General features: G+C 65.6%; 26 protein-coding genes. 12 read left to right on the plus strand and 14 right to left on the minus strand.

Annotated features, from left to right (window positions below; all coding sequences use genetic code 11):
• Positions 1-12: 12 nt before the first annotated feature.
• The 3 genes from ACJRPG_RS23815 to ACJRPG_RS23825 all read left to right on the plus strand — a co-directional run bounded on the left by ACJRPG_RS23815 (position 13) and on the right by ACJRPG_RS23825 (position 3,666).
• On the plus strand, positions 13-2,307 hold the full coding sequence (locus tag ACJRPG_RS23815) for a bifunctional serine/threonine-protein kinase/formylglycine-generating enzyme family protein (protein ID WP_408002596.1): 2,295 nt from the start codon (positions 13-15) through the stop codon (positions 2,305-2,307).
• Between the two features lie 77 nt (positions 2,308-2,384).
• On the plus strand, positions 2,385-2,783 hold the full coding sequence (locus ACJRPG_RS23820; RefSeq protein ID WP_408002597.1) for an OsmC family protein: 399 nt from the start codon (positions 2,385-2,387) through the stop codon (positions 2,781-2,783).
• Between the two features lie 4 nt (positions 2,784-2,787).
• A complete protein-coding gene (locus tag ACJRPG_RS23825; protein ID WP_408002598.1) occupies positions 2,788-3,666 on the plus strand; it encodes a pirin family protein in 879 nt (292 codons plus the stop codon).
• 4 nt (positions 3,667-3,670) lie between these two features.
• Here the strand turns inward: ACJRPG_RS23825 and ACJRPG_RS23830 are convergent, their stop codons facing one another.
• The 7 genes from ACJRPG_RS23830 to ACJRPG_RS23860 form a co-directional block, all read right to left on the minus strand.
• A complete protein-coding gene (locus ACJRPG_RS23830) occupies positions 3,671-5,191 on the minus strand; it encodes an FHA domain-containing protein (RefSeq protein WP_408002599.1) in 1,521 nt (506 codons plus the stop codon).
• Positions 5,192-5,341: 150 nt separating this feature from the next.
• Positions 5,342-5,815 (minus strand): SH3 domain-containing protein, encoded by a 474-nt coding sequence (locus ACJRPG_RS23835; protein ID WP_408002600.1) that lies wholly within the window; start codon positions 5,813-5,815, stop codon positions 5,342-5,344.
• A gap of 11 nt (positions 5,816-5,826) precedes the next feature.
• Complete coding sequence (locus ACJRPG_RS23840) at positions 5,827-7,353, minus strand: hypothetical protein (protein WP_408002601.1); 1,527 nt, start codon at positions 7,351-7,353, stop codon at positions 5,827-5,829.
• Between the two features lie 2 nt (positions 7,354-7,355).
• Complete coding sequence (locus tag ACJRPG_RS23845; protein ID WP_408002602.1) at positions 7,356-9,926, minus strand: FtsW/RodA/SpoVE family cell cycle protein; 2,571 nt, start codon at positions 9,924-9,926, stop codon at positions 7,356-7,358.
• Positions 9,923-10,936 carry a protein kinase domain-containing protein gene (locus ACJRPG_RS23850; protein ID WP_408002603.1) on the minus strand — a complete coding sequence of 338 codons (1,014 nt, stop codon included), beginning with the start codon at positions 10,934-10,936 and terminating at the stop codon, positions 9,923-9,925. The genes ACJRPG_RS23845 and ACJRPG_RS23850 overlap by 4 nt, the downstream gene beginning before the upstream one ends.
• Positions 10,937-11,033: 97 nt before the next feature.
• On the minus strand, positions 11,034-11,462 hold the full coding sequence (locus ACJRPG_RS23855; protein WP_408002604.1) for a glycine zipper domain-containing protein: 429 nt from the start codon (positions 11,460-11,462) through the stop codon (positions 11,034-11,036).
• 132 nt (positions 11,463-11,594) lie between these two features.
• Complete coding sequence (locus ACJRPG_RS23860) at positions 11,595-12,128, minus strand: GNAT family N-acetyltransferase (protein WP_408002605.1); 534 nt, start codon at positions 12,126-12,128, stop codon at positions 11,595-11,597.
• Between the two features lie 110 nt (positions 12,129-12,238).
• Here ACJRPG_RS23860 and ACJRPG_RS23865 point away from each other — a divergent pair, with 110 nt between their 5' ends.
• Positions 12,239-13,684 carry a M20/M25/M40 family metallo-hydrolase gene (locus ACJRPG_RS23865; RefSeq protein ID WP_408002606.1) on the plus strand — a complete coding sequence of 482 codons (1,446 nt, stop codon included), beginning with the start codon at positions 12,239-12,241 and terminating at the stop codon, positions 13,682-13,684.
• Here the strand turns inward: ACJRPG_RS23865 and ACJRPG_RS23870 are convergent.
• Positions 13,681-14,535, minus strand: coding sequence for an MBL fold metallo-hydrolase (locus ACJRPG_RS23870; protein WP_408002607.1), 855 nt, complete (start codon positions 14,533-14,535; stop codon positions 13,681-13,683). The two genes, ACJRPG_RS23865 and ACJRPG_RS23870, sit on opposite strands and share 4 nt — an antisense overlap.
• A gap of 240 nt (positions 14,536-14,775) precedes the next feature.
• Between ACJRPG_RS23870 and ACJRPG_RS23875 the strand changes: the two genes are divergently transcribed.
• The 5 genes from ACJRPG_RS23875 to ACJRPG_RS23895 all read left to right on the plus strand — a co-directional run bounded on the left by ACJRPG_RS23875 (position 14,776) and on the right by ACJRPG_RS23895 (position 21,001).
• Positions 14,776-16,614 carry a TOL_0244 family TonB-dependent receptor gene (locus tag ACJRPG_RS23875; RefSeq protein WP_408002608.1) on the plus strand — a complete coding sequence of 613 codons (1,839 nt, stop codon included), beginning with the start codon at positions 14,776-14,778 and terminating at the stop codon, positions 16,612-16,614.
• Between the two features lie 18 nt (positions 16,615-16,632).
• Entirely contained in the window at positions 16,633-17,022 is a 390-nt protein-coding gene (locus ACJRPG_RS23880) for a hypothetical protein (RefSeq protein WP_408002609.1), read from the plus strand.
• Between the two features lie 69 nt (positions 17,023-17,091).
• Positions 17,092-18,432 carry a TolC family protein gene (locus tag ACJRPG_RS23885; protein ID WP_408002610.1) on the plus strand — a complete coding sequence of 447 codons (1,341 nt, stop codon included), beginning with the start codon at positions 17,092-17,094 and terminating at the stop codon, positions 18,430-18,432.
• On the plus strand, positions 18,425-19,789 hold the full coding sequence (locus tag ACJRPG_RS23890; RefSeq protein WP_408002611.1) for a multicopper oxidase family protein: 1,365 nt from the start codon (positions 18,425-18,427) through the stop codon (positions 19,787-19,789). The genes ACJRPG_RS23885 and ACJRPG_RS23890 overlap by 8 nt, the downstream gene beginning before the upstream one ends.
• Before the next feature lie 24 nt (positions 19,790-19,813).
• Positions 19,814-21,001 carry a voltage-gated chloride channel family protein gene (locus ACJRPG_RS23895; protein ID WP_408002612.1) on the plus strand — a complete coding sequence of 396 codons (1,188 nt, stop codon included), beginning with the start codon at positions 19,814-19,816 and terminating at the stop codon, positions 20,999-21,001.
• Here the strand turns inward: ACJRPG_RS23895 and ACJRPG_RS23900 are convergent.
• The 3 genes from ACJRPG_RS23900 to ACJRPG_RS23910 all read right to left on the minus strand — a co-directional run bounded on the left by ACJRPG_RS23900 (position 20,998) and on the right by ACJRPG_RS23910 (position 22,781).
• Positions 20,998-21,891 carry a DUF72 domain-containing protein gene (locus ACJRPG_RS23900; RefSeq protein WP_408002613.1) on the minus strand — a complete coding sequence of 298 codons (894 nt, stop codon included), beginning with the start codon at positions 21,889-21,891 and terminating at the stop codon, positions 20,998-21,000. The two genes, ACJRPG_RS23895 and ACJRPG_RS23900, sit on opposite strands and share 4 nt — an antisense overlap.
• A gap of 88 nt (positions 21,892-21,979) precedes the next feature.
• Positions 21,980-22,306: a hypothetical protein gene (locus ACJRPG_RS23905; protein WP_408002614.1), complete on the minus strand. Its 327-nt coding sequence runs from the start codon at positions 22,304-22,306 to the stop codon at positions 21,980-21,982.
• Between the two features lie 142 nt (positions 22,307-22,448).
• Entirely contained in the window at positions 22,449-22,781 is a 333-nt protein-coding gene (locus tag ACJRPG_RS23910; protein ID WP_408002615.1) for a hypothetical protein, read from the minus strand.
• 157 nt (positions 22,782-22,938) lie between these two features.
• Here ACJRPG_RS23910 and ACJRPG_RS23915 point away from each other — a divergent pair, with 157 nt between their 5' ends.
• Together ACJRPG_RS23915 and ACJRPG_RS23920 are read left to right on the plus strand one after the other, a co-directional pair.
• Positions 22,939-23,562, plus strand: a complete 624-nt coding sequence (locus ACJRPG_RS23915) for a LysE family translocator (RefSeq protein ID WP_408002616.1) — start codon at positions 22,939-22,941, stop codon at positions 23,560-23,562.
• An 88-nt stretch (positions 23,563-23,650) separates the two neighbouring features.
• Positions 23,651-23,899, plus strand: coding sequence for a DUF1272 domain-containing protein (locus ACJRPG_RS23920; protein WP_408002617.1), 249 nt, complete (start codon positions 23,651-23,653; stop codon positions 23,897-23,899).
• 1 nt (position 23,900) lies between these two features.
• On the opposite strand, the gene ACJRPG_RS23925 is transcribed toward ACJRPG_RS23920, so the two are convergent.
• Genes ACJRPG_RS23925 through ACJRPG_RS23935 form a run of 3 tightly spaced genes read right to left on the minus strand, consistent with a single transcriptional unit; the run spans position 23,901 to position 26,170 of the window.
• The gene (locus tag ACJRPG_RS23925) at positions 23,901-25,265 is read right to left on the minus strand and encodes an ATP-binding protein (protein WP_408002618.1); all 1,365 of its coding nucleotides are present in this window, start codon (positions 25,263-25,265) and stop codon (positions 23,901-23,903) included.
• Positions 25,258-25,911 carry a response regulator transcription factor gene (locus tag ACJRPG_RS23930; protein ID WP_408002619.1) on the minus strand — a complete coding sequence of 218 codons (654 nt, stop codon included), beginning with the start codon at positions 25,909-25,911 and terminating at the stop codon, positions 25,258-25,260. The genes ACJRPG_RS23925 and ACJRPG_RS23930 overlap by 8 nt, the downstream gene beginning before the upstream one ends.
• The gene (locus ACJRPG_RS23935) at positions 25,904-26,170 is read right to left on the minus strand and encodes a hypothetical protein (protein ID WP_408002620.1); all 267 of its coding nucleotides are present in this window, start codon (positions 26,168-26,170) and stop codon (positions 25,904-25,906) included. Before ACJRPG_RS23935 ends, ACJRPG_RS23930 begins: the two co-directional genes overlap by 8 nt.
• Before the next feature lie 124 nt (positions 26,171-26,294).
• Between ACJRPG_RS23935 and ACJRPG_RS23940 the strand changes: the two genes are divergently transcribed.
• Positions 26,295-26,838: TonB-dependent receptor plug domain-containing protein (locus tag ACJRPG_RS23940; RefSeq protein WP_408002621.1), on the plus strand; the 544-nt coding region annotated here is incomplete at its 3' end.

Raw genomic sequence — 26,838 nt, forward strand, 5'->3', positions numbered from 1 at the left:
CACAGAGGGGCAATGCAGACTGCACGAGACAAGATCCGCGAACTACGAGCCTTGCATGAAGACGGCTTGCTGAGCCAGCACGAGTTCGACCGCCGCAAGAATGCCATCCTGGACGCGGAATATTCGCTGCCGGGAGGTGCGGCTGCGCCGCTGCCGGCCAGGCAGGGCACCGAACTGGGCCTGATGGCCAGGCAGGAAATTGGGCCCCAGAACCGGCGCTACCGGCTGGAACGCCTGATCGCCATGGGCGGCGTGGGCCAGGTGTGGCAGGCGACCGATCTGGCCACGCATGCAGAGCTTGGCCACAGCGAAATGGTGGCGCTCAAGATCCTGCCGCCGCAGCTCACGCAGAGCCCCGCCCACGCGCGGCTGCTGATCGAAGAGGCCACGCAGGCGCGGCGCCTGTCGCATGACAATATCGTGCGTGTCTACGAATGGGCGCAGGATCCGGCCACGGCCAGCTACTTCATCATCATGGAATGCCTGGAAGGGCAGGATCTTGATGCCTGGCTGGCGGAACACGGCCCGGTGGACTTCGTGCGCGCCGAGCGCATGCTGCGGCCGATCGCCAATGCCCTGCAATACGCCTGGGACAAGCACCATCTGGTGCACCGCGATATCAAGCCGGGCAATGTATTCCTCACGCGGCGCGGTGAACTCAAGCTGCTGGATTTCGGCATCGCCGCCCGCGCGCGCAGCGAGGATGGCAGCATTGGCGAGATGACGGCGCCCAATGCGGGCACCGCCGGCTACCGCGCGCCAGAAGCGGGCACGCAGAAAGGGCAGCCGCTTCCCCAGCTCGACGTGTACGCAGTGGCCGTTATGATCTACCAGATGCTGGCCGGCGCCATGCCCTTCGGCGAGGCCCGCACGGCAAGCTCGCAGCCCGTGGCGCCGCCGGGCCTCAACGCCCTGCAATGGCAGGTGCTGCAGAAAGGCTTTGCCTTCGCCAGCGAGGAACGCCCGGCCTCTGTGGGCGAGCTGCTGGATGCCTTGCGTGAAGCGGCAGGGCCAACGGAAGACGAGAAGGCGGCGCAGGCCGCCGAAGCCGCACGGCGCGATGCGGAACAGCGGGAGCGCGCGGAGCAGGAGGCGGCCGAACAGCGGCGCCGTTCCGAGCACGAACGCCAGCTGGAAGTGCAGCGCCAGGTGGAACTGGCGGCGCGGCGCAAGGCCGAGGCGCAGGCGGCCGCTGTGGAAAAGGCGCGCCAGGACCAGCAGCGCCGCGAGCTGGAAAAACAGCGCAAGCTGCAGGCCGAGGCCGAAGCGCGCGAGCGCAAGGAAAAACTGCGCCAGCAGTTGCTGGCCCGGCGCGAGGCCGATGCGCTCAAAGCGCGCCAGCTGCAGGAGGAGAAGCAGCGCAAACTGGACCAGCAGCGCGCCGAAACCGCCTACCGCGCCGAACAGGAAAGACACCGCAAGGAACAGGCCGCCCGCCATGCGGCCGAACTGGCGAAACTGATGCCTGCGCCGGGCAGCGCCATCGCCGACCCGAGCGGCGTGCTGCGCGACCGTTTCCTGGATGGCAGCGGCCATGGTCCGGACCTGGTGCTGATTCCCACGGGCCGCTTCCAGATGGGCTCCACGGAGTTCGAGCGCAGCGTGGCCATCAAGGCAGGCTCGCAGAAAGCATGGCTGGACCGCGAAACGCCCGCGCACTGGGTCGGCATCGAGCGCTCCTTTGCGATGGGGCGCTATCCCGTCACTGTCGGCGAGTGGGGCCGCTTCGTGAAGGCCACCGGCTGGGAGCCCATGCTGGATGCCGACTGGGCCGATCCCGGCTTCCAGCAGACGGAGTTGCATCCCGTGGTAGGCGTGAGCTGGGATGACGCGCAGCACTACGTGCAGTGGCTGTCGAAGATGACGGGCCAGAAGTACCGCTTGCCGAGCGAGGCGGAATGGGAATACGCCTGCCGCGCCGGCACGCACACGGCCTTCAGCTTCGGCGATGCCATCACCACCGAGCACGCCAATTACGACGGCAACTTCACCTACAACGACGGCCCGAAGGGCGAGTTCCGCCATGGCACCACCAAGGTTGGCAGCTTTGCGCCGAATCCCTGGGGCCTGTTCGACATGCACGGCAATGTGTGGGAATGGGTGCAGGATGCGGTGCATGAAAACTACGAGGGCGCTCCGGCCGATGGCAGCGCCTGGGAGGAGGGCGGCGACCCGGTGCGGCGCATCCTGCGCGGCGGCGCCTGGCTGTATCAGCCGCGCTACCTGCGCGCGGCCCTGCGCAACGGCTACTCGGCCGTGCTGGCGAACGACGTGGTCGGCTTCCGCGTGGTGAGGGTGATCGATTAGTCCTGCCTTTGGCAGTAGCCAGCATTCGGCAAAACAGTGTAAATTCGCTTATCCGAAATGGCTTTACAAGGAATACCATGCCGATTACCGTAGTCCGCGACAAGACGCTGCCGATGCGTCATATCGTCCACGTCCGCAACCACATTGTTTCCGCCGACGTCTCCGCCGAAGAGGGGGGCAGCGATGCCGGTCCATCGCCGCATGACCTGTACGACGCGGCGCTCAGCGCCTGCAAGGCGCTTACCGTGCTGTGGTACGCGAAACGCAAGGGCATTCCGGTGGATGACGTGCAGGTGACGACCCAGCGCGACGACACCGAAGAACGCAAGGGCATCTATCGCCTGAACGCCACGCTGCACCTGAGCGGAGAGCTGAGCGATGCGCAGCGCGAGGAGCTGCTGTCGGTGGCAGCCAAGTGCCCGGTGCACAAGCTGATGACCTCCGTGAGCACCGAAGTGACCACTGTACTGGGATAAAGCCATGAGTATCGCCAATCTGCTGAAAGGCCACGAAAAAGATCTGGGCGGCGGCTTCATGGTGCGCCGCTACCTGCCGTCCGCCATCAAGCAGGCGGTCGGCCCCTTCATTTTCTTCGATCACTTCGGCCCGGTGGATGTGAAGCCGGAAGACAATCACGACGTCCGTCCGCATCCGCACATCGGCCTCGCCACCGTGACCTATTTGTTCGAAGGCGCGATGGATCACCGCGACAGCATCGGTTCCGTGCAGCGCATCGAGCCCGGCGCCATCAACTGGATGACAGCGGGCCGCGGCATCGTGCATTCCGAACGCACGCCGAAAGACCTGGCGGGCGTGCCGCACCGCACGCACGGCCTGCAGCTGTGGGCCGCCTTGCCGAAGGCGCACGAAGAGGATGAACCGAGTTTCTCGCATACGCCGGCAGCCGATATTCCGGAACTCGAAGTCGATGGCGCGAAGGTGCGTGTGCTGATCGGCTCCGCCTTCGGCCACACGTCCCCGGTGCGCACCTATATGCAGACCCTGTACCTGGACGTATCGCTGCGTGCGGGCCAGGAACTGGCGCTGGCCGGGCTGCCGCAGGAAGCGGCGCTGTATCCCATCAGCGGCGAGCTGGAAATCGATGGCCGGGCGCTGCCGCTGCATACGATGGCGCTGCTGGATACGGCCACGGCGCAGCGCGTGAAGGCGAACAGCGCCGCGCAGTTCGTCATCATCGGCGGCGAACCGCTGGATGGCCACCGCTTCATGATGTGGAACTTCGTTTCCTCCAGCAAGGAGCGCCTGCAGCAGGCGGCCGAGGACTGGGACGCCCAGCGCTTCCCGCACGTTCCCGGCGAAACGGAATGGATCCCATTGCCGAAAAAGCCGGGAACCTGACCGCTTACGCGGTCTGGAAGTCGTGGGCCGCCACGGTGTTGTGATCGACGCCGGTGGTGCGGATGATCCAGTGTTCCGGATAGGCGTCGCTGGCGAAACGGGTCAGCTTCGGCATGCGGCTCAGCTTATCGAGCTGCACGCCAGGCGCCAGCGCGGTCTCCTTGCCGGTGAGCTGGTCCAGGTGCCAGAAGCCGCCGTTATGGTGCATCAGCAGCGGCAGCGCGGCGGCATTCGGCGCCGCCTTGAAGCGCGGCACCGGATAGCCGGGATGGGTTTCCGGCGCCAGCACGTAGAAGCATTCGGCGGAGGCGCCTTCGTCCACACGGTGCAGGATCACGCCGTGCGGCATGATGGCGCTGACCACCAGCGCCGCGATACCCTTGATGCTCGCGCTCAGTTCAATACGCATGCCGAGGCGCAGCGGCACCGGCTTGTTCTTGCCCGGCCAGACGCCGTCCAGCAGCACGCCGTAGCGCGACACGTCCTCGATCTCGAAGCCCTGGGCGCCGCGGCGGATTACCGCATGGCGGCCAGAGAGCCGGCGTGTGAGGCCTGCGCTGTCGGGGCCCAGCGTGGAGTAATGCGTGAGCAGCACATCGGCTTCAGGATCGACCAGCTCGAAGCGGCCGAAGATGCATTCGTCCATCGCGAACAGGCGGATGTGGCGCTGCATGCCGGTTTCCGGCGCCGCGTTCACCATGCTGGCCGAGCGGCTCGGGTGCGGGTGCGTTGCGCCGGCATACGGCGTTTCCAGCTCAATCAGGTCTTCGTCCCACGCGATGGTGGAGAAACCGAGGTCGATCTTGCCTTGCGGGGCGCTCAGGTCCAGGTGGGCGATGCCCGCATTGCGTGCGGTGACGTCGATGTCCATGCTCTCGCCGCCCTGTGCGGAGACGCGGGCGATGGAGGCATCGTCCGCCATTACGCGCACGTTCTTGTGGGTGCTGAGGAAGATGCGGTGGATATCGGTCAGCGACGCGTCCTGGCGCGGCACCAGGATCACGAAGGTGCATTCCCATTTGCGCTCCGGCTGGCCGGCCTGGCGGCTCAGCACTTCCGTGTTGATCTGGTATTGGCCATGCTCCTTGCCGCGCGAGGAAAACTCCACGAACACGGGACGCCAGTCGCCGTCCACCGAACGCACGAACTGCTGGCGCGCGGCGCCGTTCGGAATCAGTTCGGAATTCAACTGGATCGACAGCTGCGGCGCGCAGTCCTGCGGCATGCCGCGCAATTCCATCTTGAGCGTCTGGCGGCCGCCAGCGGCGCGCGGGTCGAATCCGCTGATATGGAGCTGGGGACGCGGCGCACGGATCGCCGTCGCATAAGGGCTGGCCGCTTCCGCAACGGCGCGCGCGGCCGATGGCTGCACAGCACGGGCACCGCGCGCGTCCTTCAGCAGCTCATAGCTGGACGGGAGCGTTGCTGCAGCGGCGGGCTGTTGATGCCCACCTTCGCAGACGTGCTCGTCCGGCATGACCCAGAAGGTGCAATGCGGATGATCGGTGTTACAGCATTTATTCATGGTGTCGGCGCAGAGGAGATGTTGAGACTCTACGCGGCTTCCCACCGCTTGGCAACCTGATGGTCAGGCGAACAGGCCGGTGTTTCGGCCTGTATTCGGCGCCTTGCACGCTATTTCATATTCGGTGCAATATTGATAATTCAATTTTGCTCACTCTCCGCGCCGGCGCAGCCACAGGCTGCTGGCCCAGCCTGTTTGCACTTTGCCATCGGCTGTCGCATGGACCTGCCACCAGTCGCCGCGCTGTTCGCCCGTCGGCGTGACGCTTGCGCCCGCAGGCACGATGGCCAGCCGCGGCGAACTCACGCTGGCCTCGCTGCGCAGGTTCAGGTCGCGGTGCACGCGGTAGGGCTTGCCCGCAAACGGCGCGGCCGGTACAGGCTGCTCATCGGGCAAGCTTGTCACGCTTGCATTGGCGAGCGCGCTGCTGAAGGGAAGTGGCGCGGCCGCCACAAAATGCAGCAGCAGGGCGGCGATGGCCCAGGTGCCGCCGCCCACGATGGCTGCGCCACGTACCGTGGGACGGCGCCACCAGCTGCGCGGCGTGAGGAAGGACGCGAGCACCAGGGTCATGAACAGGGCCGCGGCATAGATGAGCGGCGTCTGGTATTGGTCGAGTGTCATGGCGCTGTTCCTTATGCGTCGTAGCGCAGCACGTAGTGGCCTGCCACCAGGTGATGGCCTGGCGGCAGGACGAACGGCTGCTGCGCATCGGCCGCAGCCACCGCCGCGACGAAGTTCATTTTGGCGTCCAGGTGATACAGGGCCTGGGTGGCGCTCAGCCGCGTGATCGCAAGCCCTTGCGGGCCGGGTTCCGCACTGAAGGCGCTGCGCGACAGGCCAATGCGGTCCGGGCTGGCGGTGCTGCCATCGTCACGCGTGCGCTGCAGGTAGCGCGGCGAATCGAGCACGCGCAGCGCCGCCAGCGACGCCGCCGCACGGCCGAAGGTGCTGCACCGGCCTGCCGCCAGTGGGCTGCTGACAGGATGCGGCAGCGGCAGCAGCGCAGCATAGCGCTCCGCCATGGCCGCCGGAACCGGCTCCAGCCGCAGCGCGCCGTCCGCCAGCACGGCGGGCGCCCTGAGCGGCTGGCTGCCGGATGCGTTCACGGCATGCAGGGTATCCGATGCATCGATACGGATGCTCAGCAGCGGCTCCGCGTCGCCGCCCAGGCGCAGGTCGGCGCCGAAGGGCAGCTCAAGCGCAGCGGCGCCGGTGTCGCGGTAGCGGCTCAGGCGCGGCAGTGCCAGGGCGGCCAATGTGAGCCGCTGCCGCATGCCGGGCGCGAAAGTCACATCGCTCTCGCCGTAGCGCTGCGCAGGCGCTGGCGCAGCGAGAGGCACCGCCGTCAGCTCTTCTTCCGCGCGCGGCGCCGTGCGCGGCTGCCATACCGCGGGCCGCATCGCCGGCGCAGCAGAAGGCATGGCCGGCAGCGGTGCCTCCGCCGCACGCGTGAGCCTGAGCAGCAGGCGCTGTCCCTGCTGCTCCATGCCGCGCTTCGCGGTAATGATGTAATGGCCATGGCGCGCATCGAAGCTGCAATCGAAAGCGTCCTTCGGCCGCATCTGCACGATGGGCGGCGCGTCCGGGCCGTCGTTCACCAGCAGCGCGGCGCCCAGGTCGCCGAAGGGCCAGCCCTGCGCCGCATGGCTGCCGATGCCGTTGCCCACCAGGGCCAGGCGCTGGTTCGGATACACCGGGCATACCGGGTGCCACTGCTTGCCGTCACGCGATACACTCACATTGAAGAGCACCTTTTCGTCGGGCGAGGGCAGGTAGACCGCGTGGCCGAAGCGTACTTCGATCTCACCGGGCGCCAGGTCTTCCGCGCCCACGATGTGGTAGCGCACCTGGTCGCTGCCGAGCAGGTCGCCGAAGTCTTTCTGGTGCAGGGCCGCCAGGCTGTCGGCCAGGTCGCGCGCACGATGGCCGCGCGTGAGGTGGTAGTCGTCATCCACATCTTCCTGCGGCAGGCGCAGGGTGACGTGCGAGAAGCAGCGCGTGGCGGCGCGGCCGCGGTGCTCGCGCGGACAGCGTTCCAGCAGGTCGCGCAGCAGTGGGCGGCGCGAGAACAGCGCGAAGCCCGGCGCCTGCCAGATATCTTCGGCATTGAATACGTCCGGGATGCGGCCCAGGACTTCGTGTTGGACGTAGGTTGGCATGTTCACTCCTCTTCGGTTGACGCGCTGGCGGCACTGATGCCTAGCAGGGGGAGCAGGAAAAACAGCAGGTGGCTGCCCCCGGCGGACAGGAAACTCATGGGCTGGCCCATGATGGGGAAGATCGCCAGGTTGGTTCCCCAGGAAAGCAGCAGGTGGCCCGCCACGAAAGCCGCGCCGCCGCACAGCAGGAAGCTGCGCAGCCGGTACTGCCATGCCAGGCGGAAGTCGCGCAGCGCCGCGGCATGCCGGCCGTTGCGGATGGCCGCGGCCAGCAGGCCGATGATAAAGGCAGCCTGCACGCACCACAGCATGAGCGCCGCCAGCAGGCCGTGGCGGTTGAGCAGGAAGGATGGAGCGAAGTCGTCCTGCACGGCGGGAATGGCGAGCAGTGCGGGCGCGGGCTGGCCCAGCGTGGTTATGCCGAACAGGCCGTCCGCGCCGCGCCAGCCGCCTTCCGCCACGGCGGCGGCGCCCTGCAGCAGCTGCTGTCCGGTGTGGGGATGGCGCGCCGGGTCGAGCCAGACCTGGAAGCGGTCGGCGTAGAAGGAGCCCGGCAGCGCCTCGGCCGTCGCCGGTCCTGCGCTGCGCAGTGCAAACACTGCGGCGGCGCAGGAGATGGCCAGCAGCAGGGGCAAGGCCGCAAGCCAGCGCTTGCGGGCGGCGGCGGCATAGGCCAGCAGCATGGCGGCGCTCCAGATTATCAGCAGGAGCAGCGGGGAATAATCGTCCACCTGCACCAGCGCGAGGCCGAGCAGGGATGCGAACAGCAGCGCGGGCGCCGCCAGGCGCAGCCAGCGCTTCAGGTGGCCCGGTGCGCGCTTCGACTCCGCGCGCCAGCCCAGGCGCAGTGCAAGGCAGTGCGCGGTGAGCGCGGTCAGGGCCAGTTTCGCCAGTTCCACCGGCTGCAGGTCGAACACGCCGGTTTCATCGCCCCACACCACTTGCGCGGCGAGGGCCAGCAGGGCGCCGGCGGCCAGCAGGGCGAACAGCCATTCCGCCCAGCGCTGCGGCATCGCAGGTTTGCGCGCGCTGCGCCAGAGCTGCCAGGCGATGGCGATGCCGGAGCCGATTGCGAACAGGGCGGTGGTCTTCTGGTAGTAGCGCAGCCACGCCGTATCCATGCCCGCCAGCCCGAGCTCCAGCTGGCTCAAGGTGCCTGCGGCGCAGAGCAGCAATGCAGCGCCGCAGGCCAGCGGCAGGCGCGGCACGGCCAGAATCCAGAGCGCGACGGTGCAGGCCAGGAGCAGCAGCGATGCCGACGCTGCCGGTGGCGTGCCGGCGCGCGTCATGAGCATGATTGCCGCGCCGCACAGCGTAATCGCCAGTGCCGCCAGCCACGCGGCGGGTGCGCGCAATGCCTGCATCAGCGCAGCGGCACGTGAACGGGCTCGCCGCACGGCGTCGAGATCGCGTACCACGCCGTCGGCGCTGCGCCAGTGCACGGAGGCCAGCATCGCCAGCCGCACCACGCTGCCGCCGGCCGGGCGGCCGCCAGGCGTTGTCCGCTGCAGCGCGGCGGGCAGCAGGCGCCGCAGCCCGCCCGCACCGGCCGTTCCGCTGCCGGACAGTATGTTGCCGCGCCGTGGAGCAGGAAGCGCGCCGGCGGAAGAGGCGAGCTTGAGCAGCCAGAGCGCCGCCAGCGCGGCTGCAAGCCCGGCCCACAGGCCGCCATGGCCGCCGGTCCACAGCGCGCGCCGCTGCCAGCTCCAGTCCACCTGTTCCGGCAGCCGTGCTTCCGGCGCACCGTACAAGGCTACCCGCCGCTGCGGCATTAGTGTGAGCTCGTTGCCATGCAGCGCGAGCACGTAGCGCGTGCGGCCGAAGGCGAGGGCCTGCACGCCGGCGAGGCTGCGCTCATCGTCGTGCAAGCGGATTGCATCGCCTCCGGCAGGCGATGCGCTGACATCCGTAAGCCCGGCCGCCGCAACGGAGAGACGGAGCTCGCCCCTGGTGCGCGCAATAATGGCGGTACCTGCCGCAACGCCGGACAGGCCGAGGCGGTTTCCGCAATACAGGTTTCCGCCGAAGACCAGCGGACTGGCGATGGTGAGGGCGGCAGGTGCGATGCGGTTCCACAGCGCCGAGGCACGCTGGTGCAGGGCCGTATCGGGGCAGTCGTCCAGCGCTTTGCCATTCAGGCGCAGCGTCGCGCCGTCATAAGACCATGTTTTGTCCGGCGCAGACTGGAAGCGTAGCGCACCGGCGGAAACGGCGCTGCCGAATTGATGTGCGCCAATCCGGAAGCTGCCCAGCGCCGCCGCAGCAATGCTGCCAAGCCGCTCCTCCCCGGCCGCCGATTGCAGCAAGGGCGCGCGTCCGGCGCCTGACCGGCTCACGAACCAGGCGCCCGCTGCATCCCGCCGCAGCACCAGCTGCGCGCCATCGGTCTGCACGGCAGCCAGCTCGGCGCGCGACAGGGCAAGAGATTCGCCCGCCGCGAGCCTCACAGTAATCTGCTCGGGCATCCACGCTGCCGGCGCGCGCATCAGCGCGAATGCCTGCAGGGCGAGCAGTGCGCACAGCGCCACTGCCAGCAGCGAAGCTGCGTTTTGCGCGAGGGCCCGCATATTCATGCTCCGCCAACGCGCTGCCAGCCGAATTCCACCAGCTGCGGCGCGGCCATCATGGCGCCCGCTTCCATTCCTTCGCGCACGCGCGCCAGCAGGCGGCTGATCTGCAGTGCATTGCGCGGACGGTTGCCCGGTTCAGCGTCCAGCAGCATGCGCAGCAATGCGATCGCAGGTTCCTGAGCCGCCGCAGGGAGTTTTTGCGCAAAGCGCGCTTCTTCATCATCCGCCAGTACAGGCGGCAGGATGCCGCCATGCCGGTCCAGCAGCTGCTGCGCACCCGCGGCCAGGTGGTCGCGGTAGGCCTGGCCGCAGCTGGCGCAGAAGCGCAGCGCGGTGCCGCCCGTGGCGAGGAAGTAGAACAGGGCGCCGAGCGCAAAATAGTCGCTCTGGCGCCCGGTGGCGTAACCGCCGCCCGCCGCGGGAAAGAACTGTTCCGGCGCCTGCCAGTTCGCCGTGCCGGAATAGGTGTGCGCGTGGGCCGCCTGCAGCAGGCGGTTGGTGCCGAAATCGGCCAGCTTCACGGTATTGCGCTGCGTATCCACCAGCACATTGGAAGGCTTGAGATCCAGGTAACGCCAGCCATACTGGTGCACCTTGGCCAGCGCCTGGTTCAGTTGCGAGATCCATTCCAGCACACGGCTGAAGGATGGCGGCGTGCCGCTGGCCTTGAGGCTCGCCAGGTGCCGCCCCAGGTCGCCGCTCATCAGTTCCAGCGCCATCACCGGCAGGCCCTTGTGCCAGCCCGTATCGAGCAGGCGCACGATATGCCGCTCGTCCCACGGTTCCAGCGAGCGCAGGAAGGTGATTTCATTGGAGGCGCTGGCGATCCAGCGTTCGCGCTGGGCGGGCAGGGCGCGCGCCATCTGCGCTTCATTGATCAGCTTCAGGGCCACATCCTGCGTGCCCGGCGGCCCGCTGGCCCGCCAGATCACCCCATAGGCCGACTGCGCGATCTGCTCGCGCAAGCGGTAGTGGCCCAGTTCCAGTGTAATGATTGCATCGCTTGCTTGCATAACATCCTCCGGACGGCGGAGTGCCGTCGCAAGCGCTTAGCGGAGGGACGAAAAAAAGCCCGGACTGGCCGGGCTCTCATGCTGCTGAAATCTGCGATTAACGGTGGCCGTGATGATGGCCGCGGCCGTGGCCACGGTAGTAGTAACGGTCGCCGCGGTAGTACTCGCGGTAGTAAGGGCGTGGCGCCTCATAGTAGACCGGGGCCGGCGCGTAGTAGCGGCGCGGCGCTTCGTAGTACACCGGAGCAGGCTCGTAATACACCGGCGCAGGCTGCGTGTACACACGGGTGCTTACATAGCCGCGCCCATGGTGGCGGCCGTCCGAGCTGATGGCATTGCCCACTGCCGCGCCAACCAGGCCGCCGACCAGCGCGCCGCCGGAACCATTCTGGCTGCCGATCGCAGCGCCCAGTACGGCGCCTGCTGCAGTGTTGAAGTCGCGGTCGCCCGCGGCGAATGCGGTGGAAGAGGCAGTGACCGCGGCAGCACCCAGCAGCATCACACCCAGGAATTTTTTGGTCAGCATGGCGTTCCCCTTTTGCTCGGCTGGCCGGAATTGGCCGTTTGCCGTGTTCATGGAGAGTACTTTAGCGGAACGGTCCAAAAGCTCCACTGCTAATACAGATTATTACAAACGGCTGTGGCAGCGTAACAAATGTCACAGCCCGTTCCACTCGGGCCGCAGCAGGGAGAGGATCTTGACATCCTGATATCGTCCATTCACGAAGAAGGCCGAGCGCAGCGTGCCCTCGGAGCGGAAACCGCATTTTTCCGCCACCCTGAGGGAAGCGGTATTGTCAGGCGCTGCCAGTACTTCGAGCCGGTGCCAGGTATAAACGCGGAACAGGTGATCGCACAGCAGGCGCAGCGCCTCGGTGGTATAGCCGCGTCCCGCCAGTTTGGGATCGAACAGGCGGTAGCCGATTTCACGGCTGGTGGGGGTGCGGGTTTTGAAATGCGTGATGACGCCGACAATATTGTGCGCCAGGTCTTCGATGACGAACAACTCGCTGTCGTCGGTGACAAAACCGTTCTGCAGGAATTCCTTGCGCACCGTTTCGGGCGACTTGAAGTGCGCCGAGAACCACGGACCGCGCGAGGGCAGGTCGTTATTCAGCGCAATAAAGGTGTTCAGGTCCGTATTCAATAAATGGCGGACCGTACAGAGTTGTCCTTTGAGCATGCGGTCCATGGTAAGCCATGCAGGCAACATGGTCAAACTGGAAAACTTGCTGCATGTCACTTACAAATGCGTTATCGTTGAAGGTTCCGAGCGAACCTCAACCTTCACACAGGAACAGCATGAACTTCAGACGCAAACCCGTTTTGAAAGCCGCCGCCCTTATGCTGGGCGCTGGCCTGATGTCCAATGTTTTCGCCGCCGATGCCGGCAACGATGCGCAGACCCTCGCTAAAATCCGCGACGCGGCCATGCAGAGCAACTATGCCTACGAACGCCTGGAAGACATGACGGACCTGATCGGCCCGCGCCTGTCCGGTTCCCCGGGCGCGGCAGCGGCAGTGCAGCAGGTGGCAGAGGCCATGCGCAAACTGGGCGCCAAAGTGACGCTGCAGCCGGTGAAGGTGCCGCACTGGGTGCGTGGTGAAGAGAAAGCGGAGCTGGTCGATTACACCGGCCGCCCGAACGGCGTAACGCAGCGCGTGGTGCTGACGGCGCTCGGCGGTTCCGGCGCCACCCCGGCGGAAGGCCTGCTTGCACCGGTGCTGGTGCTGCAGGATCTGGACGAGCTGAAAGCCCGCGCGGCGGAAGTAAAGGGCAAGATCGTGGTGTTCAATGTCGCGTTTGACCAGGGCATGGCTGATGGCGGCCTCGCTGGTCCGGCCTATGGCCGCGGATCGCGCGTGCGCTCGCAGGGACCACGCATGGCGGCGGAGCTGGGCGCCGTTGCAGCGCTGGTGCGCTCCGTGGGCGGCGCCGACTACCGCCTGCCGCACACCGGCGCGACCAACCTCACCGATGCCAACCGCATTCCCGCCGGCGCTGTCAGCGCGGAAGATGCGATGCTGATGGCCCGCCTGTCGAAACGCGGCCCCGTCAAAATGAAGCTGGTGCTGACGCCGAAGATCCTGCCGGATGCCGACAGCTTCAACGTCATCGCCGACCTGCCGGGAACCGAAAAACCGGAAGAAGTGGTGATTGTTTCGGGCCACCTGGACTCCTGGGACCTGGCTACCGGCGCGCATGACGATGCCACCGGCGTCACCAGCTCGATGGCCGTGATCGAAACGCTGAACAAGCTGAAACTCAAGCCGCGCCGCACCATCCGCGTGATCGCCTGGATGAACGAGGAAAACGGCCTGCGCGGCGGCACCGCCTACCACGCCGAGTACAAGGACAAGCTGGGCACCCAGGTCGCCGCCATCGAGAGCGATGGGGGCGTGAATGGCCGCACCTTCGGTTTCATCGGCAGCGTGCGCCCGGAGGCAGAGAAGCTGCTGGCGCCATTGCAGGCCGCGCTGGCGCCGATCGGCGCCGGTAACTTCATGCGCCGCGACTCGGCGGCCGGCGCCGATATTCGCGCACTTGAAGTGGGCGGCGTGCCGGGCTTCCAGCCGCAAGTGGACAACAGCAAGTACTTTGACTACCACCACACCCCGGCCGATACCTTCGACAAGGTGGACCCGCAGAACCTGAAGATCCACGTGGCCGCCATGACCTCGCTGGCCTGGTTCCTTGCGAATATGGACCAGCCGATCGGGCGTGCGCCCGAACAGGCGCCGCGTTAAATGGCGTCGAGCGGAATCCGGAGATAGCGCACGCCGTTGTCTTCGGCTTCCGGCAGCTTGCCTGCGCTGATATTGACCTGGATGGCAGGCAGGATCAGCGTCGGCATGGACAGCGTGGCGTCGCGCGTGGTGCGCATCGCCACGAATTCTTCCTCGCTGATGCCGTCGCGGATATGGATGTTCGCAGCGCGCTGTTCCGCCACCGTGGTTTCCCACTGCGGCCCGCGTCCTGCGGGCGGATAGTCATGGCACATGAACAGGCGAGTGGCCGGCGGCAGTTCCAGCAGGCGGCGCACGGAGCGGTACAGCACCGAGGCTGAGCCGCCGGGGAAATCGCAGCGCGCGGTGCCCACATCCGGCATGAACAGCGTGTCGCCTACAAATACCGCATCGCCGATCTGGTAAGCCATGTCCGCGGGCGTATGGCCCGGCACGTGCAGCGCGCGCGCCTGCAGCGGGCCGATGGTGAACGTTTCACCGGCCTCGAACAGGCGCCCGAATTCCATGCCATCCAGCCGGTCCTTGCGGTTCAGCACATGGGCAAAGGCTTTCTGCACATCCTTGATGCCGGCGCCAATGCCGATCTGGCCGCCCAGATGCTTCTGCAGATACGGTGCGCCGGACAGGTGGTCCGCATGCGCATGTGTCTCCAGCAGCCATGTCACATTGAGCTTCTGCTCGCGTACGAAGGCGATCACCTGGTCCGCATTGGTGGTGCTGGTGCGCCCCGATTTCGGATCAAAATCGAGCACCGGATCGATAATCGCGCAGTCGCTGCCCGCGCCGCTATGCACCACATAACTGACTGTAGAGGTGGCGGGGTCGAAGAAGGGCTGGATGAGAGGTTTCATGGGGCGCCATTATAATAAAACTTCATAAGCGCGGTTGATATTAATGATTTTTTGGTACTGGCGCACTGGAGAAAACCCTTGCTACATAAATGGCGCTTCGTGCTATCGTTGCTACGTCGCTACCGAAGAGGGGAATTCATGCAGAGAGCGTTATCTGCCTGTTTCGCTGGCCTGGTTCTCAGCGTATCGACAGCTGCCGATGCAGAGCTTCTTGTTCAGGACATGGGCGCCGATGGCGCCATGACCGAACTTTCGCTGGAAGAACTGGCCGACATCCGCATTACCTCCGTGTCGCGCCGTGAAGAACAGCTGTCGGATGCGCCGGCGTCCGTCTTTGTCATCACCTCCGATGACGTGCGCCGTTCCGGCGCCACCAGCCTCGTTGAGGCGCTGCGCCTCGCTCCCAACCTGCAAGTGAACATGGTCAATGCCGGCAGCTACACCGTGACGGCGCGCGGCTTCGCGAACAATGACGGCAACAAGCTGCTGGTGCTGATCGACGGCCGCTCCGTGTACTCACCGCTGTTCAGCGGCGTGTTCTGGGATGCGCAGGACGTGCTCCTTGAAGATATCGAGCGGATTGAAGTCATCAGCGGCCCCGGTGGCACGCTGTGGGGCACCAATGCCGTGAACGGCGTGATCAACGTGATCACGCGTTCCGCGGCGAATACGCAGGACGGCATCGCGGTGCTTGGCGGCGGGAGCGAACGCGCCGATGCCGCGTTCCGGTATGGGGGCAGGACGGAATCCGGCATCAGTTACCGCGCCTACGGCATGCATTTCAGGGTTCGCAGTACGGAAACGGCGAGCGGCGCCGAGGTGGACGATGCCTGGTACAAGACGCAAGCGGGCTTCCGCGCCGACTGGACTCGCGGCACGGACAGCTTCACCGTGCAGGGCGATATCTACCGCGCCAACAAGGGCCAGCCGGAGCCGGGCTCCATATCGGTGACGGGCATCGACCTCGACCTGGGCCAGATCAGCCTGCGTGGCGCGAACCTGCTGGCACGCTGGAGCCGGCCGCTGGAAGGCGGCGGGGAGCTGATGGCCCAGGCCTATTATGACCGCGTGGAACGCACGGTCCCGCCGACGTTTGCGGAAGACCTGGATATTGTGGACGTGCAGGCGCAGGCGCGCTTCGCACCGATGGGCCGCCACACCGTGACTGCGGGCGGCGAATACCGCTATGCGCGCGACCAGCTGACGAACAGCGACATTATCGCTTTCCTGCCGGCGCGCCAGAACCTGAGCTGGGCCAGCCTGTATGCGCAGGACGATATCGCCTTGTCCGCGGCTACCACGCTGACTGCCGGTCTGCGGATGGAGCGCAACCGCTACACCGGCAACGAATTCCTGCCGAACCTGCGCCTGTCTTGGAAAGCCACGCCGGACATGCTGTGGTGGGGCGCCGTTTCGCGTACCGTGCGCGCGCCGTCGCGGCTGGACCGCGATGTGTACATTCCCGGCAAGCCGCCATACCTGCTGGGCGGCGGGCCGGATTTCGAGTCCGAAGTGGCGCGCGTGTTCGAGCTGGGTGTGCGCGGCAAGGCGGGCGATGTGAGCTACGCGGTCAACGCCTACCGTGCGCTGTACGATCATCTGCACACCCAGGAACTGGCGCCAAGCCAGACCTCGGTCTTCTACGGCAACGGCATGATGGGGGGCACGCGCGGCGTGGAAGCCTGGGCTGCTTACCAGCCGAACCGCTGGTTGCGGCTGAGTGCCGCATTCACGGGACTGAGCGAGCGCTTCTGGCTCAAGCCGGACAGCATCGACACTGCGGACTCGGTGGCGAAGGCCGGCCACGACCCGCGCCACACGATGCGCCTGCGCATGTCCTGGCAGCTGGATGAGTCGCGCGATCTGGATATTACCTGGCGCCGCGTGGCGAAGCTCAGCAGCCCGGACGTGCCCGCATACAAGGCGCTCGACCTGCGCTTCGGCTGGCGCATCAGCCGCGCCCTGGAGCTCTCGCTGGGAGGCGCCAACCTGCTTGGATCGCATGGCGAATTCAATGATATCGGTGTGCGCACGGAGATAGAACCTTCCTTGTATGTCAAGGTGCTAAGCCGGTTTTAGCGTGCTAAGATGGCGGCCATGATGCTGCTGCGTACCGTCCTTGTCTGGCTCCTGCTGCTGGCGCTCCCTTACCAGGGATTTGCGTCTGCCGGCATGCTGTGCGCGCCTGCCGCGCCTGCAGCCGTGGCGCCGATGCCGGATGGACCGCATGACCACGCGGCCATGGTGCACGATCACGCAGCCATTGCCGACACGCCGCAGCATGGCCACAGCGACGGCAGTGCGCACTCGCCGGCCAAGTGCGGCGGTGTGGCGGCATGCTGCATCGGCGCTGCGCTTGCGCCGCATATCGTGCTTCCGCTATCCCTGCCGCCGCCACCTTCCGAAGCGATTCCTTTCCACGCTGTTGCGCCCATGCCGGTCGATCTGGCGGCACTGGACCGTCCTCCCAAATCCGGTCCCGCCTGATCCGGTCCGGCCATCGATGGCCGGTGTCGGTCCGCATCTGCGGGCCATGATTCAACACGAGGTTTCACCATGAAGCATCAACTCATCGCGGCTGCCGCAGCCGTGCTGCTGAGCGGCTGCGCGTCACTCTCGCCCGATGGCGGGTTCGGCGCGGCCGCCACGGATATACGAAACAGAACCGGCGCCGAAACACGCCTGCTGCGCAACGAGGAGGATCAGCGCGCATTGGCCGCCGTGCTGCGTGAACGGCTCGCAAAGCCAATCACCGCCAACGACGCGGTGGAGATCGCGCTGCTGAACAACCGCGCCCTGCAGGCCCGCTACTGGGACCTCGGCATCGCCGAAGCAGACCTGGTGCAGGCGGGGCGCTTGCAGAATCCCGGCTTCAGCTTCAAGCGCATGAAGGACGGCAGCGACGTATCGCTGGAACGGTCGCTCACCTTCAACCTGGTAGGGCTGATCACGGCGCCGCTGGCGCAGCGCATTGAAGGCCGCCGCTTCGAACAGGTACGCCTTGACATCAGCGCTGCCGCGCTGGCGACGGCCACCGAGGCACGCGAGGCATATTACGAGGCCGTAGCGGGCGTCCAGGGCGCAGATTATGCCGGGCAGGTGAGCGCCGCCGCCGAAGCGTCTGCCGAACTGGCGCAGCGCATGCAGCAGGCGGGCAACTGGAGCAAGTACGACGCAGCGCGCGAGCAGGCATACCACGCCGATTCGATGGCCGACGTATCGCGTGCGCTCCGCAACGCCATCGCCACCCGCGAGAAGCTGGCGCGCGTGCTGGGCCTCGATGCCGCGGACATCAAGCTGCCGGAGCGCCTGCCGGACCTGCCCGCAGCGCACCAGCTGCCGGACGTGGAGCAGGCCGCAATGACGGGCAGGGCTGATATCGCGGCTGCAAGGCTCGATACCGAAGCCACCGCCGCCTCGCTCGGCCTCACCAGGGCAACGCGCTTCATCAATGTGCTGGAGCTGGGCGCCGTACGCGAGCGCGACGGAGCGGCCCGGCCGCGCGGCTATGAAATCACGGTCGAGGTGCCACTGTTCGACTGGGGTTCGGCCCGCAATGCCCGCGCCGAAGCGGTCTATATGCAGGCCGTGAACCGCCTGGCCGATACGGCGGTGCATGCGCGCAGCGAAGCGCGCGAGAGCTATCACGCCTATCAGTCCGCATGGACGCTGGCGAAGCACTACCGCGACGTGGTGATTCCGCTGCGCCAGCAGATTTCCCAGGAAACGCTGCTGCGCTACAACGGCATGCTGCTCAGCGTATTCGAACTGCTGGCCGACTCGCGCGAACAGACGATGGCCGTGAACGCATCCATCAACGCATTGAAAGAATTCTGGATCGCCGACGCGCGGCTGCAAGCCGCCATCGGTGGCCATACGGGAGTGAAACATGACTGACCGCAGATCCTTCCTCACCGGCGCCGCCCTGATCGGCGCGGGCATGGTGAGCAAAGCCGGCGCCGCCTCGCTGCCGGAGGCCCCTGTGCAATCGGCGGCCGCCACGGCCGCGCCATTGGTGCCGCCGAACGGACGGCCCTACAATCCGGTGGTGACGCTGAATGGCTGGAGCCTGCCCTGGCGCATGAAAGACGGCGTCAAGGAATTCCACCTCGTCGCCGAACCGGTGCTGCGCGAAGTGGCGCCCGGCATGCAGGCGAAGATGTGGGGCTACAACGGCCAGAGTCCCGGCCCGACCATCGAAGTGGTGGAGGGCGACCGCGTGCGCATCTTCGTCACGAACAAGCTGCCGGAACACACCAGCATGCACTGGCACGGCCAGATCCTGCCGAACGGCATGGACGGTGTGAGCGGCGTCACCCAGCCGGCCATCCAGCCCGGCAAGACCTTCGTCTACGAATTCGTGGCGAAGCATGCCGGCACCTTCATGTATCACCCGCATGCGGACGAGATGACGCAGATGGCCATGGGCATGATGGGCTTCTGGGTAACGCACCCGAAAGACCCGCGACAGCATGCGGTAGACCGCGATTTCGTCTTCCTGCTCAGCGCCTACGATATTGAGCCCGGCAGCTTCACGCCGAAGGTCAATACGATGCTGGACTTTAACCTGTGGACCTTCAACAGCCGCGTGTTCCCGGCCATCGACCCGCTGGTCGTGCGCAAGGGCGACCGCGTGCGTATCCGGGCCGGCAACCTGACGATGACCAACCATCCGATCCACCTGCATGGCCATACCTTCGAGGTGGCCGGCACGGATGGCGGCTGGGTGCGGCCGTCGGCGCGCTGGCCGGAAGTGACCACCGATATTGCGGTCGGACAGATGCGCGCCATCGAGTTCGTGGCGGATAATCCGGGCGACTGGGCCTTCCACTGCCACAAATCGCACCACACAATGAACGCGATGGGCCACTCGGTGCCGACCATGATCGGAGTGGACCACAGCGGCGTGGCCGAGAAGATCAACCGCCTGGTGCCCGGCTACATGGTGATGGGCGACAAGGGCGGTTCCATGGGCAGCATGCGCATGGAGCTGCCGGAGAATACGCTGCCGATGATGACCGGCACCGGGCCGTTCGGCGAGATCGAGATGGGCGGCATGTTCACCTTGCTCAAGGTGAGGGAGGGGCTGGCGCGCGGCGACTACCGCGATCCGGGCTGGTACAGGCATCCGAAAGGTTCGCAGGCCTACGAATGGACCGGCGAGCTGCCCGAAGCGCCGCGTGCCGCAGGCGCTGCGCCATCGGCCGCGCCGCCAATGGAAATCAAGCGCGACGGAGGCCATCACCACCATTGAGGCCCATGATATAGTCAGCGGCTGATGAAAACGCTGCTGACTTATTCGCTCAAATGGTCGCTGCTGGCGGCGCTGGTTGCAGCGCTGGCCGGCAGCGCGTCTGCCTTCTTCCTCTTTGCGCTGGATGCGGCGACCGCTGCGCGCGAATCGCAAGCCTGGATTATCTGCCTGCTGCCGCTGGCCGGTTTCGCCGTTGGCTGGATCTACCTGCACTTGGGCCGTTCGGTGGAGGCCGGGAACAATCTGCTGATCGACGAGATCCATGATCCGCGCAATGTCGTGCCGCTGCGCATGGCGCCGCTCGTGCTGGGCGGAACGGTGATCTCGCACCTGTTCGGCGCCTCGGTGGGGCGTGAAGGCACTGCAGTGCAGATGGGCGGCTCGCTGGCGGACCAGCTCACGCATATGTTCCGCCTTCACGCGGAAGACCGCCGCCTGTTGCTCATGGCGGGCATCAGCGCAGGCTTCGCGTCGGTATTCGGCACGCCGCTGGCCGGAGCCGTGTTCGGCATCGAAGTGCTGGTTGCGGGACGGCTGCGCTACCAGGCTATTTTCCCCTGTATGGCCGCGGCCTTCCTGGCCGACCGTGTGGGCCTGATGTGGGGCGTGCACCATACCCATTATGCGGCGGGCGCCGCTGCGCCATTTTCCCTGTGGGCGATTGCTGCGGTTGCAGCGGCAGGCATTGCTTTCGGGCTGATGGCCCGGCTGTTCGCGGCTTCCGTGCATGCGCTGTCCGCATTCGGCAAGCGCCATATCGCATACGCTCCGCTGCGGCCCCTGATCGGCGGCGTGGTCGTTGCGCTGGCTGTGTGGAGCATCGGCACACAGCGCTATATCGGCCTTGGGATTCCGGTCATCGTTGAAGCCTTCCAGCAGCCGCTGGCGCCGTCGGACTTCATCGCCAAGTATGCCTTCACGCTGGTGTCGCTGGGCTCGGGCTTCAAGGGCGGGGAGGTGACGCCGCTGTTCTATATCGGCGCCACGATGGGCAATGCACTGGCGCCCTTGCTGCATCTGCCCTTCGGCATGCTGGCCGCGCTGGGCTTTGTCGCCGTGTTCGCGGGAGCGGCCAATACGCCGCTGGCCTCGACCATCATGGCGATGGAGCTGTTCGGTCCAGCGTTTGGTCCCTGGGCTGCGCTGGCCTGCGTCGTGGCCTTCCTCGTCTCCGGGCACCCCGGCATCTACACGGCACAGCGCCGCGCTTAGCCGAAGGGCATCAGCCCGTCCGCCACGCCGAGGCGGTCCAGCAGGCGGCGCGCATCGAAGGGCGCGCGCACCTTGATGTCGTTATCGAAGTAGCAGAAGATATCCCGGCTGGCGCGCTTCGGCGGCTGGGCTCCGGAGATCAGCTTTACATCTTCCGGCTGGCTGCCGCCGGTCCAGGCGCGGATGCGTGTCTCCCAGCGGTCCAGCGCTTCGTCGGTGTAGCCGCTGGCGTACAGCTCCTTTTCGCCGTGCAGGCGCAGGTACATGAAATCCGCCGTCACGTCTTCGTAGTCCGGCCATTTGCCCGCCGTATCGGCCACCACCAGCGCCACCTTGTATTTGCGCAGCAGCGTGATGAACGCCTTGTCGTTGAAGCTTTCGTTACGGATCTCCATCGCGTGCCGCACCTTGCGCTTGCCGTCGATCTCCAGGAAGGTGCGGCCTTTCATGCGCGGCTCGTGATGCGTGGCCAGCTCCAGCGCGGCCTCCGTGTCATGCGGCAGGAGGCTGAGGAAGTGTTCGACCAGCTCCGGATCGAACTTGAAGGTAGGCGGAAACTGCCAGAGGAAAGGCCCCAGTTTTTCGCGCAGCGCGAGCACGCCGGAGGCAAATACATTGGCCAGTGCTGGGCCGGGATCGCGCAGGCGCAGGATATGGGTGATGTAGCGGTTGCCCTTATGGCTGAACATGAACTCCGGCGGCGTGGCATCGTACCAGGCCTGGTAACTGGCGGGCCGCTGCAGCGAGTAGAAGGAACCGTTGATTTCGATGGTCGGCAGGGCGCGCGAGGCGAATTCCAGTTCGCGCGCCTGCGTCAGATCTTCCGGATAGAACACGCCGCGCCAGGGCACGTAGCGCCAGCCGGATATGCCGATTCGTATCTTTGCCATGGCACCGAGTATAAGCCGCACGCCCCGGCTCCGGCGCAGCTTTGCCCGTGCTCAATGGGCCAGCGGGCGCCGGAGCGCGTGGACGTCATCAGCGGGTGGCAATGATGATGATGTCCGAGTCGCAGTTACGGTAGTGGATCACAATCACGATGATGCGGCGCAGGCGTGCTGCCTGGGCGCCGGTCAGGGTGTCCTGCAAGGCGCGGTCGGCGCGGTTCTTCATCGTGATCTGAACCTGCGATTCAGCACTGACCGGAATGTTCATCGCCTTCAGCGCGGCCTTGGGGTTGGCCATCAACAGCAGCGAGGCTTCCGGCTCCAGCTCGGCGCGGTGCACGGATTCGACATCGCCGCTGTTCGGCTCCATTTCGTTGAACAGCTGGCGCAGCGCTTCGGTATCGTCCTTGATTTCCATGATGGCCTCCTTTCGTTGATGGGAGCGCCCAGTCTAGGATTCGCGCCAGCTGTTGGCTTGGACGTGCATCAATTTCTGGCGCTCGCTCAAGCGCACTTTTGAGGCAGATCAGGTTTGGCGCCAAAACAACATGTTCCGGTGGTCAACGCGAGAGGGGGAGGAGGGTAATGATCAGCGTCATGCCGCCGAGGCCCAGCGCGGGCGAGGCAAGGGCGGTGCCGATGATGAAAACGTATAGCTTGTTGATCGCCGCGCGTTGCTGCTGCAACTCAGCGGCCAGGAGCTCAAACCGGCGGTTAACGTCGGCCTGGAAGATATCCATGCGGTGGTTCACCTCTCCGATGCGGTTGGCGAGATCCACGCGCAGTTCATGGCGCAGCTCATCGAGCTTCTCATACAGCTCGACCCGCGTGGGCATATGCGTCAGCTGCACTTCTATCCGTGCCAAACGTTCGGGAATGCTCGGCTGTTCCATGGCGGCCTCCTTTTTATTTTAGACGCCCGCCGCGATAAATTGTTCCCATGAGTGCGAAATTAAGGTGATTTGCCGCTTAAATTCAAAGATTCAGCAATTATTACGTTATTGCTGTAATTTTGCGGTAATATTGCTCGTGTATCGTAAGGAGCACCATATGTTTGACGTCACTTCACTATTCAAAGGCGCCGCCCTGGGCTTCGCCATCGCCGCGCCGGTCGGGCCGATTGGCCTGCTGTGCATCCGCCGCACCTTCGCGCACGGGCCGATGACCGGCTTCGCGACCGGGCTGGGCGCAGCGGCAGCCGACACTTTCTACGGCCTGTGTGCCGCGCTGGGCCTCGGCGCCCTGACCGCAGTGCTGATCAGCTACGCCTCCGTGCTGCAGATTGGCGGCGGCGTGCTGATGGCGGTCCTCGGCTATATCTCGCTGCGGCGCGCAGCGCGGCCGCCTGCTGCCCAGGCGGCAAACGCCAGCGCGCCGGCCGGATTGCTGGGCGCATTCGCCAGCACCTTCATGCTGACCATTGCCAACCCGATGACCATTCTCTCCTTCGCCGGCATTCTCGCGGCGCTGTCGCCGAACGGCGGCGGGCTGGCAGGGGGCATGGCGCTGGTGGCGGGGGTGTTTGTGGGATCGGTGACGTGGTGGCTGATCCTGGTCAGCGGCGTGACGGCCAGCCGCAAGGCGCTGCCGCCGAAGGCGATCCAGTGGATCGAAGGCTGCTCCGGCATCGCCTTGCTGGGCTTCGCCGCCTGGACCCTGTACTCGGCATTCTGAGAAAACTTCCCCGCAAGGACAGACAATCCGGGAATTTTTTGCATGCCGCAGCGTTTAGAATCGCTGCATATCACCAAGGGAGAACACCATGCTGCAAATGAGGCCCGGCTGCGAATGCTGCGATAAAGACCTGCCGCCTGAATCGACGGAAGCCCGTATCTGCTCTTTCGAGTGCACGTTCTGCGTGAACTGTGCGGAAGGTGTGCTGGGCGGCATATGCCCGAACTGCGGCGGAGGTTTCGCGGCGCGCCCCACGCGCGCGGCATCGAAGCTGGCGAAATATCCTGCTTCAACGGAGCGTATCTACAAGCCGGCCGGCTGCGCCAGGGCCGCCTGAATCAAGCCTGCGTAAAGTTCACCGTGGCCGTGAGGCCGCGGCCATCCTCGCCGCTGCCCAGCGTAATCACGCCGTTATTGCGCTGTGCGCCGCGCTCCGCAATGGCCAGTCCAAGCCCGCTGCCCAGCTGGTCCTGTCCAGGGATGCGGTAGAAGCGCTCGAATACCTTGCTGTGCAGCTGGGGATCGATGCCCGGTCCCTGGTCGGTAATCGTCAGCTGCGGCCCGTTCGCGGACGGCGCCAGGCGCACGGTGATGCGTCCATTTTCCGGCGAATACTTGATGGCATTGCTGATCAGGTTATCCAGCAGCGAGGCCATGCTTTCGGTATGCACCGGCATCATGCACTCCGCATCGGCGACAAACTCGATCTCGATCCCGCGCTGGACGGCCAGCGGCGCCGCGGCGGCAAGGCGCGCGCGCACGAAGCCGCCCAGTTCCGTCAGCGGCGCGGGCTGGGCGCCCGGTTCCGTGTGCGCCCGCTCCAGTGCCAGCAGCTGGTGCACCATATGCGTGGCGCGCGCCACGCCTCCGCGCAGGCCGGCCGCGGCTTCGGCGCGCCGCTCTGCATTGTCCGCGCTGCGGCTGAGGAGCAGGTGGGCGTTGATCTGGATGGCCGCCAGCGGCGTTTTCAGCTCGTGCGCCGCATCCGTCAGGAATTCATGCTCACGTTCGATGCGCTGGCTGAGGCGGGCCATCAGGCTGTTGATGGCCTCCACCAGCGGCGACAGTTCCTTGTACTTTGAATCCGGCAGCGCCGTCAGGTCGAACACCGAGCGCTGCTCGATCGTTTCGGCGAAACTGCGCAGCGGCCGCAAGCCAATGCCCACGATCAGCCATGCCGGCAGCAGCAGGAGCGGCAGGCTGAATACGGTGGAGGACAGCAGGAAGCTCACGCCCGATATGCTCAGCATCCATTCATCATCAACTTCATGGCTGCGGTCCACCACCAGGCCGGTGGCGGCATCGCTGGCCACCGTGCGCACCCAGGCGTTGGCGTGGCGCGCTTCGGCGCTGCCGGGTTCGGGCAGTTTGTCCGGCAGCGAGGGCTGGGAGTTGTAAAGCAGCTTGTCATGCTGGTAGACGCGCATGCGCACGCGCGAGTGATAGTCCAGTTCCCTGAACATCGTGGCGCGCAAGGCTTCCAGCGACTGCGCAGCGGCGACAACGCGCTCCGGGCTGCCGGCCAGCAGAACCAGATGCTGCAAGGCTTCGTGCGCATGCGCCTTGTTCTCGCTGGCGGTGCGGGTGCGCTGGGTAGCCTTCGCTTCCCATAGCACATGCAGCAGGCCGGCCAGCGCCACCAGGATGATCACGCAGCTGAAGCCCAGCATCAGCCGCCGGAAGAGCGAAGGCTGCCTAGACATTGTCGCCCTGGACCATATAGCCCACGCCGCGCACCGTGCGGATCAGGCGGTCGCCCACCTTCTTGCGCAGGTTCGAGATATGCACGTCCAGCGTCTGGCCTTCACTATGCGGCAGCACGCGGTGTTCCAGCTCCGTGCGCGTGAGCACGCGGCCGGACTGCTTCATCAGCATCAGCAGCAGCCCGAACTCGGTCTTTGACAGCGATACCGGCGTACCGGCGCGCGTTACCAGCATACGGCTTTCGTCGAGGGCCACTTCGCCAGACGTCCACATTTGCTCGCCGTTGTCCACGGCGCCATTCACGCGGCGCACAATGGCGCGCAGCCGCACCAGCAGTTCCGGAATCTCGAAGGGCTTGATCAGGTAGTCGTCGGCGCCGATATTGAAGCCGTTCAGGCGGTCTTCGAGGCTGTCGCGGGCGGTGATGATCAGCACCGGAAGGTTCACGTTCAGGCTGCGCATCTCGCGCAGCAGCGTGGTGCCGTCGCCATCGGGCAGGCCGAGATCAAGCAGTACGGCATCGAAGTGTTCGGCCTGGATACGCTCGATCGCGCCACCGCTCATGCGCCACCACACCGCCTGGTGGCCCTCGTCCTGGAACACGGAGAGCAGGGCGCGGCCGATCGCGAGATCGTCTTCAATCATAAAAATCTTCATGGGGCCAAGTGTAGCAGCGCGTGATGCAACTGAACCACTGGCGCAACACCTGAACCTTCAGGTTTCCTTCACGCCGCGATTTGTGGTGAAAACAATATAAATCGTTGGCGATTTTGTGATCGCGGAGAATTTCGTTCGCTTGTGCGCCGTCCGGCCAGCAGGTTTTCGCATGAAAGCTGCTGGGGCCGGCGATAATCGTTCGGTGGGCTGCGCGCGCCGTCAAACCCTCATGCCATCCAATCTTCACGCTTCCTTTAGCCGTGCGGCTGCACGCGATTGACGCAAAAAATCGTATGGCAGATTATCGCTTCCGCCGGCTGCTCAGCGTTGAAGCCTGCACAGACCACTACAATAATTTCCAGAGACATCCTATGAAAAATCGCAATCCGGAATTCGGGTCATCCCTCTTCAAACTGAGTCCCGTCGCCGCCGCCTGCGCCATCATGCTGTATGGCGCACACGGAGCAGCCCATGCCCAGCAAACGGAAAGCACGCCTGAGATGACGACCGTAACGGTATCCGGCATCCGTACCGGCATCGAAGCGGCCATCTCGATCAAGAAAAATTCCAGCTCCATCGTTGAAGCCATTTCGGCCGAAGACATCGGCAAGCTCCCGGATACCTCGGTGGCCGAATCGGTTTCCCGCCTGCCCGGTGTTACCACACAGCGCAACAAAACCAACGGCAAGGCCACCGACGTGAGCGTGCGCGGCCTGTCGCCGAGCTTCAACGGTTCGCTGCTGAACGGCCGCGAACAGGCATCCACCAGTGATGCACGCAGCCCCGAGTTCGACCTGTTCCCCTCGGAACTGACCGGTTCCGTGCTGATCTACAAGACGCCGGATGCAAGCCTGATGGGGCAGGGGCTGGCGTCCACCATCGACCTGCGCACCCTGCGCCCGCTCGACTTCGGCA

This window comes from Pseudoduganella rhizocola, assembly GCF_045984285.3.
Classification (GTDB): Bacteria; Pseudomonadota; Gammaproteobacteria; order Burkholderiales; family Burkholderiaceae_D; genus Rugamonas.